The sequence below is a fragment of the Erwinia sp. ErVv1 genome (genome assembly GCF_900068895.1).
In the GTDB taxonomy this organism is placed as follows: Bacteria; Pseudomonadota; Gammaproteobacteria; order Enterobacterales; family Enterobacteriaceae; genus Erwinia.
In genome coordinates, this window is record NZ_CDPK01000002.1 from 413,624 (window position 1) to 427,720 (window position 14,097).

The 14,097-nt window shown below is 57.4% G+C and carries 12 protein-coding genes; 8 read left to right on the top strand and 4 right to left on the bottom strand.

What is annotated here, in order from left to right:
- Nucleotides 1-47: 47 nt before the first annotated feature.
- From A1830_RS03390 to A1830_RS03400, 3 genes are all read left to right on the top strand, one after another.
- On the top strand, nucleotides 48-1,421 hold the full coding sequence (locus A1830_RS03390) for a 2-oxoadipate dioxygenase/decarboxylase HglS (protein WP_067701747.1): 1,374 nt from the start codon (nucleotides 48-50) through the stop codon (nucleotides 1,419-1,421).
- 113 nt (nucleotides 1,422-1,534) lie between these two features.
- Nucleotides 1,535-3,067, top strand: a complete 1,533-nt coding sequence (locus A1830_RS03395; protein ID WP_067701750.1) for a carboxylesterase/lipase family protein — start codon at nucleotides 1,535-1,537, stop codon at nucleotides 3,065-3,067.
- A 229-nt stretch (nucleotides 3,068-3,296) separates the two neighbouring features.
- On the top strand, nucleotides 3,297-4,958 hold the full coding sequence (locus A1830_RS03400; RefSeq protein ID WP_067701752.1) for a methyl-accepting chemotaxis protein: 1,662 nt from the start codon (nucleotides 3,297-3,299) through the stop codon (nucleotides 4,956-4,958).
- Here the strand turns inward: A1830_RS03400 and A1830_RS03405 are convergent.
- On the bottom strand, nucleotides 4,955-5,806 hold the full coding sequence (locus A1830_RS03405; protein WP_067701760.1) for a LysR substrate-binding domain-containing protein: 852 nt from the start codon (nucleotides 5,804-5,806) through the stop codon (nucleotides 4,955-4,957). The genes A1830_RS03400 and A1830_RS03405 overlap by 4 nt on opposite strands.
- 117 nt (nucleotides 5,807-5,923) lie before the next feature.
- Between A1830_RS03405 and A1830_RS03410 the strand changes: the two genes are divergently transcribed.
- Together A1830_RS03410 and A1830_RS03415 are read left to right on the top strand one after the other, a co-directional pair.
- Nucleotides 5,924-7,093 carry a methionine aminotransferase gene (locus A1830_RS03410; protein WP_067701763.1) on the top strand — a complete coding sequence of 390 codons (1,170 nt, stop codon included), beginning with the start codon at nucleotides 5,924-5,926 and terminating at the stop codon, nucleotides 7,091-7,093.
- Between the two features lie 25 nt (nucleotides 7,094-7,118).
- Nucleotides 7,119-7,892, top strand: a complete 774-nt coding sequence (locus tag A1830_RS03415) for a transporter substrate-binding domain-containing protein (protein ID WP_067701765.1) — start codon at nucleotides 7,119-7,121, stop codon at nucleotides 7,890-7,892.
- 48 nt (nucleotides 7,893-7,940) lie between these two features.
- Here A1830_RS03415 and pepT read toward each other — a convergent pair whose 3' ends face one another.
- Both pepT and A1830_RS03425 read right to left on the bottom strand, forming a co-directional pair.
- Nucleotides 7,941-9,179, bottom strand: coding sequence for a peptidase T (pepT, locus tag A1830_RS03420; protein WP_067701767.1), 1,239 nt, complete (start codon nucleotides 9,177-9,179; stop codon nucleotides 7,941-7,943).
- 50 nt (nucleotides 9,180-9,229) lie between these two features.
- The gene (locus tag A1830_RS03425) at nucleotides 9,230-9,409 is read right to left on the bottom strand and encodes a DUF2158 domain-containing protein (RefSeq protein WP_067701769.1); all 180 of its coding nucleotides are present in this window, start codon (nucleotides 9,407-9,409) and stop codon (nucleotides 9,230-9,232) included.
- 144 nt (nucleotides 9,410-9,553) lie between these two features.
- Here A1830_RS03425 and A1830_RS03430 point away from each other — a divergent pair, with 144 nt between their 5' ends.
- From A1830_RS03430 to A1830_RS03440, 3 genes are all read left to right on the top strand, one after another.
- Nucleotides 9,554-9,982 carry an OsmC family protein gene (locus tag A1830_RS03430; RefSeq protein WP_067701772.1) on the top strand — a complete coding sequence of 143 codons (429 nt, stop codon included), beginning with the start codon at nucleotides 9,554-9,556 and terminating at the stop codon, nucleotides 9,980-9,982.
- Between the two features lie 251 nt (nucleotides 9,983-10,233).
- On the top strand, nucleotides 10,234-11,478 hold the full coding sequence (locus A1830_RS03435) for an aromatic amino acid transporter (protein WP_067701775.1): 1,245 nt from the start codon (nucleotides 10,234-10,236) through the stop codon (nucleotides 11,476-11,478).
- Nucleotides 11,479-11,543: 65 nt separating this feature from the next.
- Nucleotides 11,544-13,136: an ABC transporter substrate-binding protein gene (locus A1830_RS03440; protein ID WP_067701778.1), complete on the top strand. Its 1,593-nt coding sequence runs from the start codon at nucleotides 11,544-11,546 to the stop codon at nucleotides 13,134-13,136.
- Between the two features lie 13 nt (nucleotides 13,137-13,149).
- On the opposite strand, the gene A1830_RS03445 is transcribed toward A1830_RS03440, so the two are convergent.
- Entirely contained in the window at nucleotides 13,150-14,073 is a 924-nt protein-coding gene (locus A1830_RS03445) for a LysR family transcriptional regulator (RefSeq protein ID WP_067701781.1), read from the bottom strand.
- Between the last annotated feature and the right edge of the window lie 24 nt (nucleotides 14,074-14,097).

Here is a 14,097-nt window from a genome sequence, read left to right on the forward strand (position 1 = left end):
AGTTTCCAGTAATCTGAGCGCATTCCCGCAGCAGAAAAGGTCAGACGATGGCAGACTCATGGGTTTCAGCAGACAGTATCCGCGCCGGGTTCGCCAGCGCGATGTCAGACATGTATCAGCGGGAGGTGCCACAGTACGGCACGCTGCTGAAGCTGGTCGCGCAGGTGAATAGTGAGGTGCTGGAGCAGGATCCGGCGCTGAAAACTCAGCTCGCCGCAGCCGGGGAGCTTTCCCGTCTCAGCGTAGAGCGCCACGGCGCAATACGCGTCGGCACGGCGGCGGAGCTTTCCACGCTGCGTGAACTGTTCGCCATTATGGGTATGTTCCCGGTCGGCTATTACGATCTCTCCCAGGCCGGCGTGCCGGTGCATTCAACGGCCTTCCGGCCCATCGACGATCGCGCGCTCAGTATCAATCCCTTCCGGTTATTTACCTCGCTGCTGCGTCTGGATCTGATTGACGATCCGCATGTGCGGGCAAAAGCCACAGAGGTGCTCGCCGCCCGGGATATTTTCACCGCTGACTGTCGTGAGCTGATTGCCCTGCACCAGCGGCAGGGTGGTTTTAGTCAGGCGCAGGCCAGGGCCTTTATTCACGAATCGCTGGAGACGTTCCGCTGGCATCAGCAAACAACCGTTGATAGCGACACCTATGAGGCGCTGAGCCAGCAGCATCGGTTAATTGCCGATGTTGTCTGTTTCCCCGGCTGCCACATTAACCACCTTACGCCGCGCACGCTGGATATCGATCGCGTGCAGGCACGGATGCCGGAAGTGGGGATCAGCCCCAAAGCGATTATTGAAGGCCCGCCGACACGCCGTGTGGGATTGCTGCTTCGGCAGACCAGCTTTAAAGCGCTGGATGAACCGGTTAACTTTACCGATCGCATCGCGGGCACGCATACCGCGCGTTTTGGCGAGATCGAACAGCGCGGTGTGGCGCTAACCGCTAAAGGACGGGCGCTTTACGACAGATTACTGCAGGAAGCGGGCACTTCCAGTGACAACGTCACGCATCAACAGCGGCTGACGGCAGCATTCACTGCTTTTCCAGATGATGCACGTAAGCTCCGCCAGCAGGGGCTGGCATGGTTTAACTGGGCACTGACCGAGAAAGGCCAGGCCAGTCCCGCAGCGATAGCCGCTGACGCAGACCCTGAAGAACTGATCGATCGCGGCCTGGTTGTTGCCACTCCGATGGTCTATGAGGACTTTCTGCCGGTCAGTGCGGCCGGAATTTTCCAGTCGAATCTCGGTGAACAGGCCCGCGTGCAGGCTCGGGGACGATCTGAACGCGAGGTGTTTGAAGCCGCTCTGGGGGCCGAAGTGGCTGATGAACTCACCCTGTACCAGCAGTGCGAGCAGCAGAGCCTGGGGCGCTGCGGTCTTACCCGGCCAGTGAGTCAGGATGCAGAAAGGTAATGCCAGCCTGCGCCCGTACCGGCGTTTAAGCATAATCTGCAAATAACGCGCTTGAGTGGACTTTGGTCCTGGGTCTGCAAATACTAGTCAGCAGACTTGTTACAGGTGAGATAATGAAAAACGCGCGTTTTATAAGGACAGAGACGGCGGAAGGCCGGCTGAAAGGGGAGCAGGAGAACGATGTTATTGTGTTTCGCGGCATACCCTATGCTGCTCCTCCTGTGGGCGCCCGGCGATGGCAACCCCCTAAGCCGGTCCAGCCCTGGCAGGACGAGCGCGATGCGACGCAGTGGGGTAACGCCAGCTGGCAGAATCGTGATTATTGCTCGGCCATCGGTGGCGGGGACCCGGGTGCACTCAGCGAGGATTGTCTCTATTTAAACGTCTGGACACCCGACCTGACGCCTCCATCTGCGCTGCCGGTAATGGTGTGGATCCACGGTGGGGGATTCGCTATCGGCTCCGGCGGGCTGCCGCCCTACAGTGGCCAGCCGCTGGCCGCGCGCGGCGTGGTGGTGGTGACCCTCAATTACCGACTCGGCCATCTTGGTTTTTTTGCCCATCCGGCGCTGGATAAGGAGTATCAGGCGGGCGAAAACGTTAACAACTTCGGTCTGCTCGATCAAATCGCCGCCCTCCAGTGGGTGCAGCGCAATATCTCGGCCTTTGGCGGTAATCGTGACAACGTCACAGTTTTTGGCGAGTCTGCCGGTGCGCGGAGCGTGCTTACCCTGTTTGCCTCTCCGCTGACAACTGGGTTATTCCATAAGGGAATTGCGCAAAGTGCCTACACGCTTGCCGATATGCCTCGCGAAAAGGCGCTGAAGAACGGCGTGGCGGTGGCCGCCCATTTCACATTAAAGGATGCCACGGCGGAGCAGCTGCGCGCGCTCCCGGCGGAAGCGTTTTATCAGCTGGACGGCGCAATGGGAAGCGGGCCGGTGGCGATAGCGGGCGATCGGGTGCTGCCCGTGCCGATGCTTGACGTGTTCAGTGCCGCCCGCCAGCACAGGCTGCCGTTAATGATCGGCAGCAACAGCGATGAAGCCAGCGTACTGAGCTATTTTGGGCTCGATCCGGCAAAGGTGATTGCCGATATCCGCAAAACGCAGCGCATTGGGCTGCGGTTAAAAATGATCCGCCTGCTTTACAGCGGCATCAGTGACGACAGCGAACTGGGCCGCCAGGTTGCGCGTGATATGACCTTCACCACTATGGGACACATCGCCGCGCTGGCACAGCATCGACGGGGGGCACCCGTATGGCGCTACTACTTTGACTACGTCTCAGAAAACGCCCGGGAGATCTATCCGTACGGCACCGCGCATGGCAATGAAATCCCCTACACCATGGATACGCTCACGCCGCTTTCAGCGCAGAGCGAGGAACCGCCTTTTAGCGACGCCGACCGCACATTCGCGCAAAAGGTCAGCGAATACTGGCTGCGCTTCGCCCGCGATGCATCCGCTTCCACTCAGACGCTTTCCGGTGAGGTGACCTGGCCCGCCTGGCAGCCCGGGCAGGATGAGATCATGCGCTTTGGTGAGCAGGGACGCAGCGTCATCAGGCTGGAGAAGCGATTTATGCGGCGGCGCACTCAGCTCTTTCGCCTGCTGGTCAGCAGGATGGTACGCCTGGATGGATAATCAATTAACAAAAGAGCCACTTTTTTAAAACAGGTTTTAATTAGCTGAGTGTAACCTTCCATGAATAAACAACTTTAACTACAGTCATTTAACAAATTATCAGGGCAGCTAACGTTCTGACCCATATAGAAAATTAACTCATACTTTGCTCTGACGTGCCGATAAAAGGAGATATGCGTCCCTCAGACTGGGACGAAGGATTCAGTATTCCTTTAGCGTTGGAGAAGTTATGAGATTGTTAAAAGATTTTACCGTCCGAAGCGTTATGCTGTGGGTGCTCGGCCTGTTCTGCCTGTTATGGCTGGGGGTCGGATTGTACAGCGTCTATTCCCTCAGCTCGGTAGGCAAAGGGAATGAGGTCGATCGCCTGCTGGTAAACCAGATGACCACCCTCAGTAAGGGTAACGACCAGTATTTCCGCTTTATCACCCGCCTTACCCGCGCCATTGAATCACGCCAGGCTGGCAGTGCCTCTGCCGCAGCGGATATGGCTTCCGCGCAGAAGGCGCTCGACAGCATGGCGGCGCAGCTTGCCAGTTTCAAAGCCGAAGCGCCCGGCCCCCTCAGTCCGGCCTACGCCAGCACAGTGATCGCCAGCTGGCAGAAGCTGCTGGATGAGGGCGTTCTGCCGCAGATGCACCTCGCCCAGCAGCCGTCTCTGGACGAATTTCGTCGTCATGCTGCCAGCGTCACGCCGGCACTGAGCCGCGGGTTTGGCGTAACCGTGGATAAATTTAACGTCGCAGCCGGGGAAAAGCTGGATATCACCCGCATCACGGTCGATCATCTGACCAGGGTAACCAAAACGGTCATTGTTCTGGCCGTCATAATTGGTCTGCTAATTTTGCTGTTTACTGACCGTTACCTCGTCAATATTCTGGTGCGTCCGCTGGAGGGCATTCGCCAGCACTTTCGGCAGATTGCCGAAGGCGATTTGAGCCAGCCCATTGACGATATTGGCCGTAACTGCGTCGGTAAACTGGTGCCCCTGCTGCGAGAGATGCAGGAGAGCCTGCGTAACGCGGTTAGCGCAATTCGCCAGGGTACCGACAGTATTTATCGCGGCGCGACGGAAATTTCATCCGGTAATAACGATCTCTCCTCACGTACCGAACAGCAGGCGGCGGCGCTGGAAGAGACGGCGGCAAGCATGGAACAGCTGACGGCCACGGTGAAGCTCAACGCCGATAATGCCCACCAGGCCAGTGAACTGGCGCAGAACGCGTCGGTTACCGCCGGGAAAGGTGGCAGGCTGGTCGCGGATGTGGTCACCACCATGAAAGGCATCACCGACAGTTCGAATAAAATCGCAGAAATCACCAGCGTGATTAACAGTATTGCCTTCCAGACCAATATCCTCGCGCTGAACGCCGCCGTCGAAGCCGCGCGGGCCGGTGAGCAGGGGCGTGGTTTTGCCGTTGTGGCCAGCGAAGTACGTAATCTGGCACAGCGCAGCGCAGGTGCGGCAAAGGAGATTGAAACGCTGATCGCAGACTCCGTGAGCCGCATCGACAGCGGATCACGCCTGGTCGGCGAGGCCGGAAGTACCATGGATGAGATGCTGAAATCAGTCGCCGAAGTCACGGAGATCATGAAACAGATCGCCTCGGCCTCGGAAGAGCAGAGCAAAGGGATCTCACAGGTCGGCACCGCCATTACTGAAATGGATAGCGTCACCCAGCAGAATGCCTCGCTGGTTGAACAGGTCTCTGCCGCCGCCAGCTCGCTGGAACGCCAGACCGAGGAGCTGACGCTCTCCGTCTCCCGATTCCGGCTTTCTGCCGGAACGGATGACGATCGTCGCGCGCCGCCGGCGGTCAGAGTCACGCCGGTGAAGCCCGTCTCTGCCGCCAGGTCAGTGGCCGCCGCCGATGAGTGGGTCTCTTTCTAAGGCTGTTGACACAGCCACGCCACCACTTCCGCAAGCTGGGGTGGCGCCTCTTCCTCCGGGCGCTGGATCAGACTGTAGACCGCGCCCGTCTTCACCGTTTCGCGAAAGGGTGCCACCAGCCGGCCCATCGCCAGATCGGACTGGATCAGCGTGATATCGGCTATCGTCACGCCAAACCCCTGGATCGCCGCACCGATCGCCAGATCCATGGTGTCGAAATGCTGGTTGCGCTTCATCATCAGCGCCTGACGCCGCCCGGCCAGCCACAGCGCCCAGTCCCGGCCATCGGCGGTAGGATGCAGAAAGGTAAAACGGGTTAAATCTTCGAACGACAGGCCGCCTGCGGGCAGTAAACTGGCGGCCATCACCGGCGTCAGCACCTCGTCAAACAGACGGTAGCCCGCCACCGACGGTGCGCCGTAAAGGATCGCAGCATCAAAATGTCCCAGGCCTGAGCCGTGGTCAACCGTGGTGGTCAGCGCCACATGGAGTTCGGGACGGGCCTGCTCCAGCGCCACCAGCCGTGGTACCAGCCAGCGCATGGCACAGGTGGGTGCCTTAAGGCGCAGGGTCGTATGCCGGGTGCTGGCCTGCTCAGCGGCCTGTGCGATCTGTTCAAATCCACTTTTGAAAGAGGGGAGCAGGCTGCTGCCCTGCACGGTCAGCCTTAACCCACGGGCGTGCCGCTCGAAGAGAGGGAATCCCAGCCAGTTCTCCAGCGCGGCTATTTTACGGCTCACCGCCCCCTGGGTAATACAGAGCTCCCGTGCCGCGTGGGTTAAATTAAGGTGGCGTGCAGTCACAATAAAGGTATGAATGGCGTTTAACGGCAGCGGACGACGGGGCATAGGGCGTCTCTGAGCAATGTCGAAAAGTCATAGCTATTATGACAACAATTCGCTTGTCGGCTCAAGAGTCCTCACGTTGAATAAAGCATCGCGTTTTTCTCAGTGACCGGAGCGTTAATGACTATCCTCTCAGCCGTACCTCAGCGATCGAAACTGCCGGACGTCGGTACGACCATCTTCTCGGTGATAGGCCAGCTTTCGGCGCAGCATAAGGCGATAAATCTCTCGCAGGGCGCGCCGGATTTTCCCTGCGATCGCGCACTGATTGAGAGTGTGACCCGCGCGATGGAGCAGGGACATAATCAGTACGCGCCGATGACCGGGCTGCTGTCGCTAAAGGAGGCGCTGGCCGACAAGGTTAAGACCCTCTATGGGCAGCAGTACGATACCGACAGCGAAGTGCTGATTACCGCCAGCGCCAGTCAGGGGCTTTACGCCGCGATCGGCGGACTTGTCCACGCCGGAGACGAAGTGATTTTTTTCGAGCCGGCCTTCGACAGCTACGCCCCGGTGGTGCGGCTGCAGGGGGCTACGCCGATTGGGCTGAAGCTGCATCTGCCTGATTTTACGATCAACTGGGATGAGGTGCAGGCAGCTATCACGCCGCGCACCCGCATGATTATTATCAATACGCCGCACAATCCCAGCGCCCAGGTGCTCAGCCCTGAGGATCTCGACCAGCTGGCGCGGCTTCTGCGCCATACCGACATCGTGGTGCTTTCCGACGAGGTATATGAACATATCCTCTTCGACGGGCGTCAGCATCAGGGCATGGCAACCCATGCCGAACTGGCGCAGCGCAGCGTTATCGTCTCATCGTTTGGGAAAACCTTTCACGTCACCGGCTGGCGCGTGGGCTACTGCCTGGCCCCCGCCGAACTGATGACCGAGCTGGTCAGGGTGCATCAGTTTATGATGTACGCCGCGGACACACCCATGCAGGTGGCTTTTTCAGAATACCTTCGTCACCCTGATAACTATCTGGGGCTGGGGGCGTTTTACCAGCATAAGCGCGATCTGCTGGCTTCGCTGCTGAAGGCGTCACCTTTCCGCCTGCTGCCGTCGGCGGGATCCTTTTTTATGCTGGCAAGCTATGCAGAATTCAGTGACCTGCCGGACAGTGAAATGGTCAAAAAGCTGATTGTCGAAAACGGCGTGGCGACCATCCCACTCTCGGCCTTTTATACCGACGGCACCGACAATAAATTAATCCGTCTCTCGTTCGCTAAAGATGAAGCCACACTGCGCGCGGGCGCCCAGGCGCTGTGCCAGGTAAAGCCGCGCTAATAACTATCAGGGGAAGTTGAAGTTGATGAAGAAGCTGAATGCACTGTTTGTGGTTGCGGGCCTGATCACCTCGATGTCTGCCGCAGCGGATACGCTGCGGTTTGGGCTGGAGTCGGAATATCCCCCGTTCGAGAGTCGCAACGCGGCGGGCGAATTACAGGGATTTGATATTGAACTGGGAAAAGCGGTCTGCCAGGCGGGGAATTTTTCCTGCAGCTGGGTGGAAAGCAGCTTTGATGCGCTGATCCCGGCGCTGGCGGCCGGGAAGTTTGATGCGATCAACTCGGCGATGAATATCACCGAGGCGCGGTTAAAAAGCATTGGTTTTACCCGCCCAATCTATCGTATTCCCAGCCAGCTGATCAGCCGCAAAGGGGCAGGGCTTGCGCCTGACGTTGCGGCGTTAAAGGGCAAAACGATCGGCGTATTGCAGGGTTCCGTACAGGAAACCTTCGCCAGGAAACACTGGGAATCGCAGGGGGTAACCATAACCGCTTATCAGGATCAGAATCAGGTCTATAACGATCTGCTCGCGGGCCGCCTGGACGGCACGCTGGTGATGTCAGCCGCGGGTCAGTCCGGCTTTCTTGATAAGCCTCAGGGCCAGGCCTATGGCTTTGCGGGTAAACCGGTGGAAGACTCGCAGATACTGGGTGTCGGCATAGGATTTGGCCTGCGCAAAGACGACGTCAGGCTGAAACAGCAGCTGGATGCGGCCATCGCCAAGGTGCAGGCTGAGGGTACCGTCACCCGTCTGGCGGCGAAGTTCTTCCCCGGCATTGATGTTGCGGTGAAATAACCCGGTTTGACGGGGTTAAGCCGGGGTTTCCACAGGGATGGCCGAGCATCAACGGCTATCCTGAGCAGCCAGCAGGCAGAGCTTCTCCGCGACCAGGTATGATTTGACGAAGGAGGGCACCGGCAAAAACTCAAACTTTGAGTGGAAGTTGTGCGCGCCGGTGAAGAAATTAGGGGTCAGCAGGCCTTTGGCGGATAACGCGGCCCCATCGGTGCCGCCGCGCATCGGGGTGATTTTAGGGACAATATCCAGCTGTTCCAGCGCCGTCAGCAGCAGATCGATCGCCCGTCGATCTTCCCCGATCGCGTTGCTGATATTGCTGTAGGTATCGCTGATGTGCAGGCTGACCTCGCCCGTGGGATACTGTGCGGCAATCTGTGCTGCGATGTCGGCCATCGTCTGCTTGCGCTGCTCAAAGGCATGACGGTCGAAGTCACGAATCGACGCTTTCACCCGTGCTTCACTGGCATTGGCGGTCATCTCGTTGAACCACACGTAACCCTCGCGCCCCTCGGTATGCTCTGGTGTTTCGTGGCGATCAAAATGACCGATATAGTCCAGGGCCATCAGCAGAGGGTTAACCAGCACCCCTTTACCGGACATGGGATGTGCCGTCACCCCGGTAAACAGGAGTTCAGCCGATGCGGCGTTGAAGTTCTCATAGACCACTTCGCCCAGCTCGCAGCAGTCAATGGTCCAGGCGAAGTCAACCTTAAAGCGGCGCTCCAGATCCAGCGCCTTAGCGCCGCGCAGGCCAATCTCTTCATCCGGCACGAAGGCGACGACGATATCACCGTGGGGCGCATCCTGCAGATTTTCCATCAGCGTCATCACCACGGTGACCGCCGCTTTATTGTCCGCGCCCAGCACGCTGGTGCCGTCGCTGAAAATAATCTCCTGTCCCTGATAAGCCTCGATCTCCGGGTGTTCCTCCCGGCGCAGCCAGATATCCTGCCCGGCGTTCAGGCAGAGATCCTTACCCTCATAGCGCAGTGTCTGCGGATGAATATGAGGCGAGAGGCCGACGTCAACCGTATCAATATGGGTGATAAAGCCGATGCGCGGCGCAGACGGGCAGTTGCCGGGCTTAACGGCGGTGACCGTGGCGAATTCGTCGATAACAACGTCCCGCAGGCCCATCGTTCGCAGCTCGCTGGCCAGCAGCTGGGCCATATCATGCTGCCCGGGCGTGCTCGGCAGCGTCGTCGCCGCGGCATTGCTCTGGCTGGTGACGGCAAGGTAGCGATAAAAACGGGTGGTAAGCTGTTCAGCCAGGCGCTGCGGCATTTGGCACTCCCTTATGGATTAATGGAAAGTGAAAACGGGGAAAGGTGAATTCAGCACACGCCGAAGTCGCCCTCTTCGTGATACGGATTAACCGAATCGGCGGCCACCTCAATGGCTTTTCTGTCGGCATCATCAACGCGTGCGCAGGTCAGGGTGGTATCCCCTACCTGCAAAACAACCATCTTAGGGCCGCCGGTTTTAGACTGAACGATATCGCCTTGCGTAAACATACTTCGATTCCTTACAGAAGAGTGGGATTGAGTAGCAACCCTCTAATTAATGGTCAAAGAACGGCCATTTGCAAGCCCGGCCCGAGCGAAGTGCTGAGAAGCTACTATACTGAATCCCATTGATAAACACACAGGAGGATAATCATGACCATTCATAAGAAAGGGCAGGCACACTGGGAAGGCGATATTAAAAAAGGCAAAGGCACCATCACCACCGAAAGCGGTGCGCTCAAAGAGCAGCCTTATGGTTTTAATACTCGCTTTGAAGGCAAACCCGGTACTAACCCTGAAGAACTGATTGGTGCCGCTCATTCGGCCTGTTTTTCCATGGCGCTTTCACTGATGCTGGGCAACGAAGGTTATGTGCCTGAAAGCATTGATACCGTGGCGGATGTCTCACTGGATAAAGTCGGTGACGGCTTCAAAATTACCAAAATTGCGCTGGAAAGCCAGGTTAAACTGCCGGGTATCGACAGCGAAACGTTTGATAAAATCATCAATCAGGCCAAGCAGGGCTGTCCGGTGTCTCAGCTGATTAGCGCTGAAATCACGCTGGATTATAAGCTGAACTAACTGCCCGTTAGGTTCATTTCCCCGCCCGTCCCGGCGGGGTTAACTCCCTTCACATTATTCACCACTTGATCTTGTCTACACGCCTTTCATCCCTTGTGCTTGCGCACTCACAATCTGTCATTCCCTGCCAAACGCGATACGTCATCAGTCATACCCTGGAGAATCAAACCTTATCCCCAAAGCCTTTTTGTGGCAGGATACGCCTGCCTGCGTCCCAGGTGACAAAGAGTTAATTTCACTAAGGTTTCTATATGACAGATTCGGCCATTTCCTCGCATCGCCCCTCAGTATGGTGGGGTGCCATGATAATCTGCGGCACGGTAGTGGGGGCGGGCATGTTTACCCTGCCGGTGGTGATGGCCGGAGCATGGTTTGGCTGGTCGGTTTTAGTCCTGCTGGGCAGCTGGGCAAGCATGCTCTTTTCAGGTCTGCTGTTTCTGAAGGCTGCCCGCTATTACAAGCCCGGTGAAGGCTACAACACGCTTACTCACGACCTGTTGGGCCGACGATGGGCAGCGATTAACGCGATCAGCATTCTGTTTGTGCTCGGTATCCTCACCTATGCCTATATATCAGCCAGCGGTCCGGTCTATCAGCACTCGTTAAACCTGGCGGGCCTGTCGGTCACCCAGGGCGAGGCGAAGATACTGCTGACCTGCTGCGTGGGGGCGGTGGTCTGTCTGGGAACGAAAGAGGTCAGCCGCCTGATGACCTTCTGTCTGTTAGCCAAAATCGTACTGCTGGTGATCCTCTTCGGCGGCTTACTGATGCAGGTGAAACTGCCGGTACTCCTTAACAGCGAAGGGGCCTCTGCCGCTTACTGGCCCTACGTTTTAGCCGTGGTGCCGTTCTGCCTCGCGTCGTTTGGCTACCACGGCAATATTGCGGGGCTGAATCAGTACTACGCAGGCGATCGCAGGCAGGTAGGGAAAGCCCTTATTTTTGGCACATCGCTGGCGCTGGTTATCTACCTGTTCTGGCTGACCGCGACGATGGGAAATTTGCCCCGCGCTGAATTTCCGGCGATTATCGCCCAGGGGGGGGATATTGAGGCCCTGCTGGAGGCGCTGCACAACCACCTTCCGGCGGGTGGGCTTCAGCTGCTGATGAATGTTTTTTCTCACTTTGCCGTTCTCTGCTCTTTCCTCGGCGTCACCTCCGGGCTATTTGATTTCATCGCCGACCGGTTAAAACTGGGGCGCTCGTTTCTGCAACGGCTGAAGGTCTGCGCGCTAACCTTTTTACCCCCGCTGCTGGCTTCGCTGTGGTTCCCCGACGGTTTCCTTGCCGCCATTGGCTATGCGGGCCTGCTGGCGACCGTCTGGGCTGTTTTTATCCCCGCATTCCTGGCGATCAAGGCCCGGCAGAAATTCGCGCCGGGCGTGGCACACAGCCGGTGGGAAAAAATAATCATCGTTACCGTCATCGCTTTTGGTACAGTAAATCTCGCGGCCTGGCTTTTGAACAAAGCCAGCCTGCTGCCGCTTTATCAGTAATTAACTCAGTCAGTCAGTGGATTGTTGTTGCGTCAGGGACAAAAAATCATAACGAGAGGGTATAAATGAAAAAGTCGGTATTGAGAGCGGCCGTTGCTGCGCTGGCACTGGCCGCTGCCTCAGGCGCTGCGGCGAAAACGCTGGTCTATTGTTCAGAAGGGTCACCCGAAAACTTCAACCCCCAGCTTTACACCTCCGGCACCAGCGTGGATGCCAGCGCGGTGCCCATTTACAACCGACTGGTCGATTTTAAGCCGGGCACTACCGAGCTTATCCCCAGCCTGGCTGAGCGCTGGGACATCAGCCCGGATGGCAGGATCTACACCTTTCACCTGCGCAAAGGGGTGAAGTTTCAGAGCAACAAAGCGTTCAGGCCCTCACGCGACTTTAACGCCGACGATGTGATCTTCTCGTTTATGCGACAGAAAGATCCGCAAAACCCCTACCATAACGTCTCAAACGGCGTCTATTCCAACTTTGAAAGCCTGGAATTGGGTTCGCTGATCCAAAGTATTGAGAAAGTAGACGATAACACCGTGCGATTTACGCTGGCACATGCTGAATCCCCCTTTCTTGCCGATCTGGCGTGGTACTTTGCCTCGATGCTCTCGGCAGAATACGCCGATGCGATGTTAAAGGCCGGCACGCCGGAGAAGGTGGACAGCGATCCGATCGGCACCGGACCTTTTGAGCTGGTGCAGTATCAGAAGGACTCACGCATTCTTTTCCGGGCGTTTCCTGACTACTGGCAGGGCAGAGCAAAACTGGATCGGCTGATCTTCTCCATTACGCCGGATGCGTCGGTACGCTTCGCACGGCTGGAAAAAAATGAATGCCAGGTGATGCCGTTTCCTAATCCGGCAGATCTGAAACGCATCGGCGAAAACAAAGATATTACCCTGATGCAGAAGGCCGGGCTGAACACCGGGTTCCTGGCCTTTAACACCCGTAAACCGCCGCTGGACAATGTGAAGGTGCGTCAGGCGTTAACGATGGCGATAGATAAAACGGCGATTATTCACGCGGTGTTTCAGGGAAGCGGCACCGTAGCGAAAAACCTGCTGCCACCCGGTGTCTGGAGTGCTGACCAGGACCTTAAGGATTATGATTACGATCCCGAAAAGGCCAAAGCGCTGCTGAAAGAGGCGGGCATCGCGCCCGGCACGGCGATCGATCTGTGGGCGATGCCCGTTCAGCGACCTTATAATCCTAATGCCCGCCGGATGGCGGAGATGATTCAGGCAGACTGGGCGAAAATTGGCATCAAAGCCAATATCGTCAGCTTTGAATGGGGTGAGTACCTTAAACGGGTGAAGGATGGCGAGCATCAGGCCGCGCTGATGGGCTGGACGACGGCGACGGGCGATCCCGATAACTTCTTTGGCCCGCTGTTCAGCTGTACGTCGGCCAACGGCGGCTCTAACTCTTCAAAGTGGTGCTATAAGCCTTTCGATACGCTCATTAGCGAAGCCCGCGTGGAGCCCGATCATAACAAACGCATCGCGCTGTACCGTCAGGCCCAGCAGATTATGCACGATCAGGCCCCTGCGGTAATGATTGCTCATTCGACAATCTTTGAGCCGGTGCGCAAAGAGGTCAGCGGCTATCAGATTGACCCTTTCGGTAAGCATATCTTCTATGGTGTCGATATCAAATAACGCTAAGGGGGAGTCAGTAACCGTACTCGCGACGCAGGCTCTGGCTCTCCTCGAGTAGCTGCTGGCTGACGAAAGCCAGAAACAGCTGAAGCGCCGCCGACCGCTGACGGCCCACCACCGTCTGAACCTGTAGGGTACGCTGGGTAAGCTGATCGATACCCAGCGAGCGCAGGATCAGGCCCTGTTTACGCGCCTGAAAGAGCACGGTGAAGGGGCTGCAAATGGTCACCGCCAGCGGGTTTTGCTGCATAAAGCTGTACAGCGTACCAAAGTTACCGCACACCATGACCGGTTCAATAAAGGTTCCGCTCATCTGGCAGCTGAGGTCGAACAGCTGTCGCACCGTTGAACCCCGATCCGGCAGGGCGACGGGAAAGGCAGAGAGGTCCGTCAGTCGGAAAGGACGCCCGGCGAGAGGGTGAGATGCCTGCATCACCATCAGCACCGGCGCAGGATAAGAGGCCACCACATCCACCCCTTTTTCGGGATGCAGGCTGAACTGAAAAGCGATGTCACATTCCCCCTGACGGAGCGTCTCAGCCACCTGACCAGCCGATCCAACCGTGAGGGTAAAGCTGACCGCCGGATTCTGCTGGCGAAAGCGTGAGCAGAGCGTCGGCAGCAGATCCCATGCCATCCCCTCGGTACAGGCCAGCCGCAGCGCGGTGCGGCGTACCGCTTTTAACCCCTTTATTTCCGCCAGCGCATGTTCCATATCCAGCAGGCTTCGCCGGACGTGGTTTTCAAAGATTTTCCCCGCATCGTTCAACACCATGCCTCTGGCATGCCTGTCAAAAAGCGGCGTGCCGATATCGGCTTCCAGCCGCTGGATCTGTCGGCTGATAGCCGAAACCGCAACAAACAGCTGCTGGCTGGCGGCACTGAGCGAACCACAGCTGGCGACCGCCAGAAAATAACGAATTTCAGTGCTCTGCATGGTTGTGCCTCATTCAGGTGCATG

Excerpts from the sequence above, each read along its gene's own strand:
- A1830_RS03390 (WP_067701747.1), top strand. The coding sequence starts at position 48 with ATGGCAGACTCATGGGTTTCAGCAGACAGTATCCGCGCCGGGTTCGCC.
- A1830_RS03395 (WP_067701750.1), top strand. The coding sequence starts at position 1,535 with ATGAAAAACGCGCGTTTTATAAGGACAGAGACGGCGGAAGGCCGGCTG.
- A1830_RS03400 (WP_067701752.1), top strand. The coding sequence starts at position 3,297 with ATGAGATTGTTAAAAGATTTTACCGTCCGAAGCGTTATGCTGTGGGTG.
- A1830_RS03405 (WP_067701760.1), bottom strand. The coding sequence starts at position 5,806 with ATGCCCCGTCGTCCGCTGCCGTTAAACGCCATTCATACCTTTATTGTG.
- A1830_RS03410 (WP_067701763.1), top strand. The coding sequence starts at position 5,924 with ATGACTATCCTCTCAGCCGTACCTCAGCGATCGAAACTGCCGGACGTC.
- A1830_RS03415 (WP_067701765.1), top strand. The coding sequence starts at position 7,119 with ATGAAGAAGCTGAATGCACTGTTTGTGGTTGCGGGCCTGATCACCTCG.
- pepT (WP_067701767.1), bottom strand. The coding sequence starts at position 9,179 with ATGCCGCAGCGCCTGGCTGAACAGCTTACCACCCGTTTTTATCGCTAC.
- A1830_RS03425 (WP_067701769.1), bottom strand. The coding sequence starts at position 9,409 with ATGTTTACGCAAGGCGATATCGTTCAGTCTAAAACCGGCGGCCCTAAG.
- A1830_RS03430 (WP_067701772.1), top strand. The coding sequence starts at position 9,554 with ATGACCATTCATAAGAAAGGGCAGGCACACTGGGAAGGCGATATTAAA.
- A1830_RS03435 (WP_067701775.1), top strand. The coding sequence starts at position 10,234 with ATGACAGATTCGGCCATTTCCTCGCATCGCCCCTCAGTATGGTGGGGT.
- A1830_RS03440 (WP_067701778.1), top strand. The coding sequence starts at position 11,544 with ATGAAAAAGTCGGTATTGAGAGCGGCCGTTGCTGCGCTGGCACTGGCC.
- A1830_RS03445 (WP_067701781.1), bottom strand. The coding sequence starts at position 14,073 with ATGCAGAGCACTGAAATTCGTTATTTTCTGGCGGTCGCCAGCTGTGGT.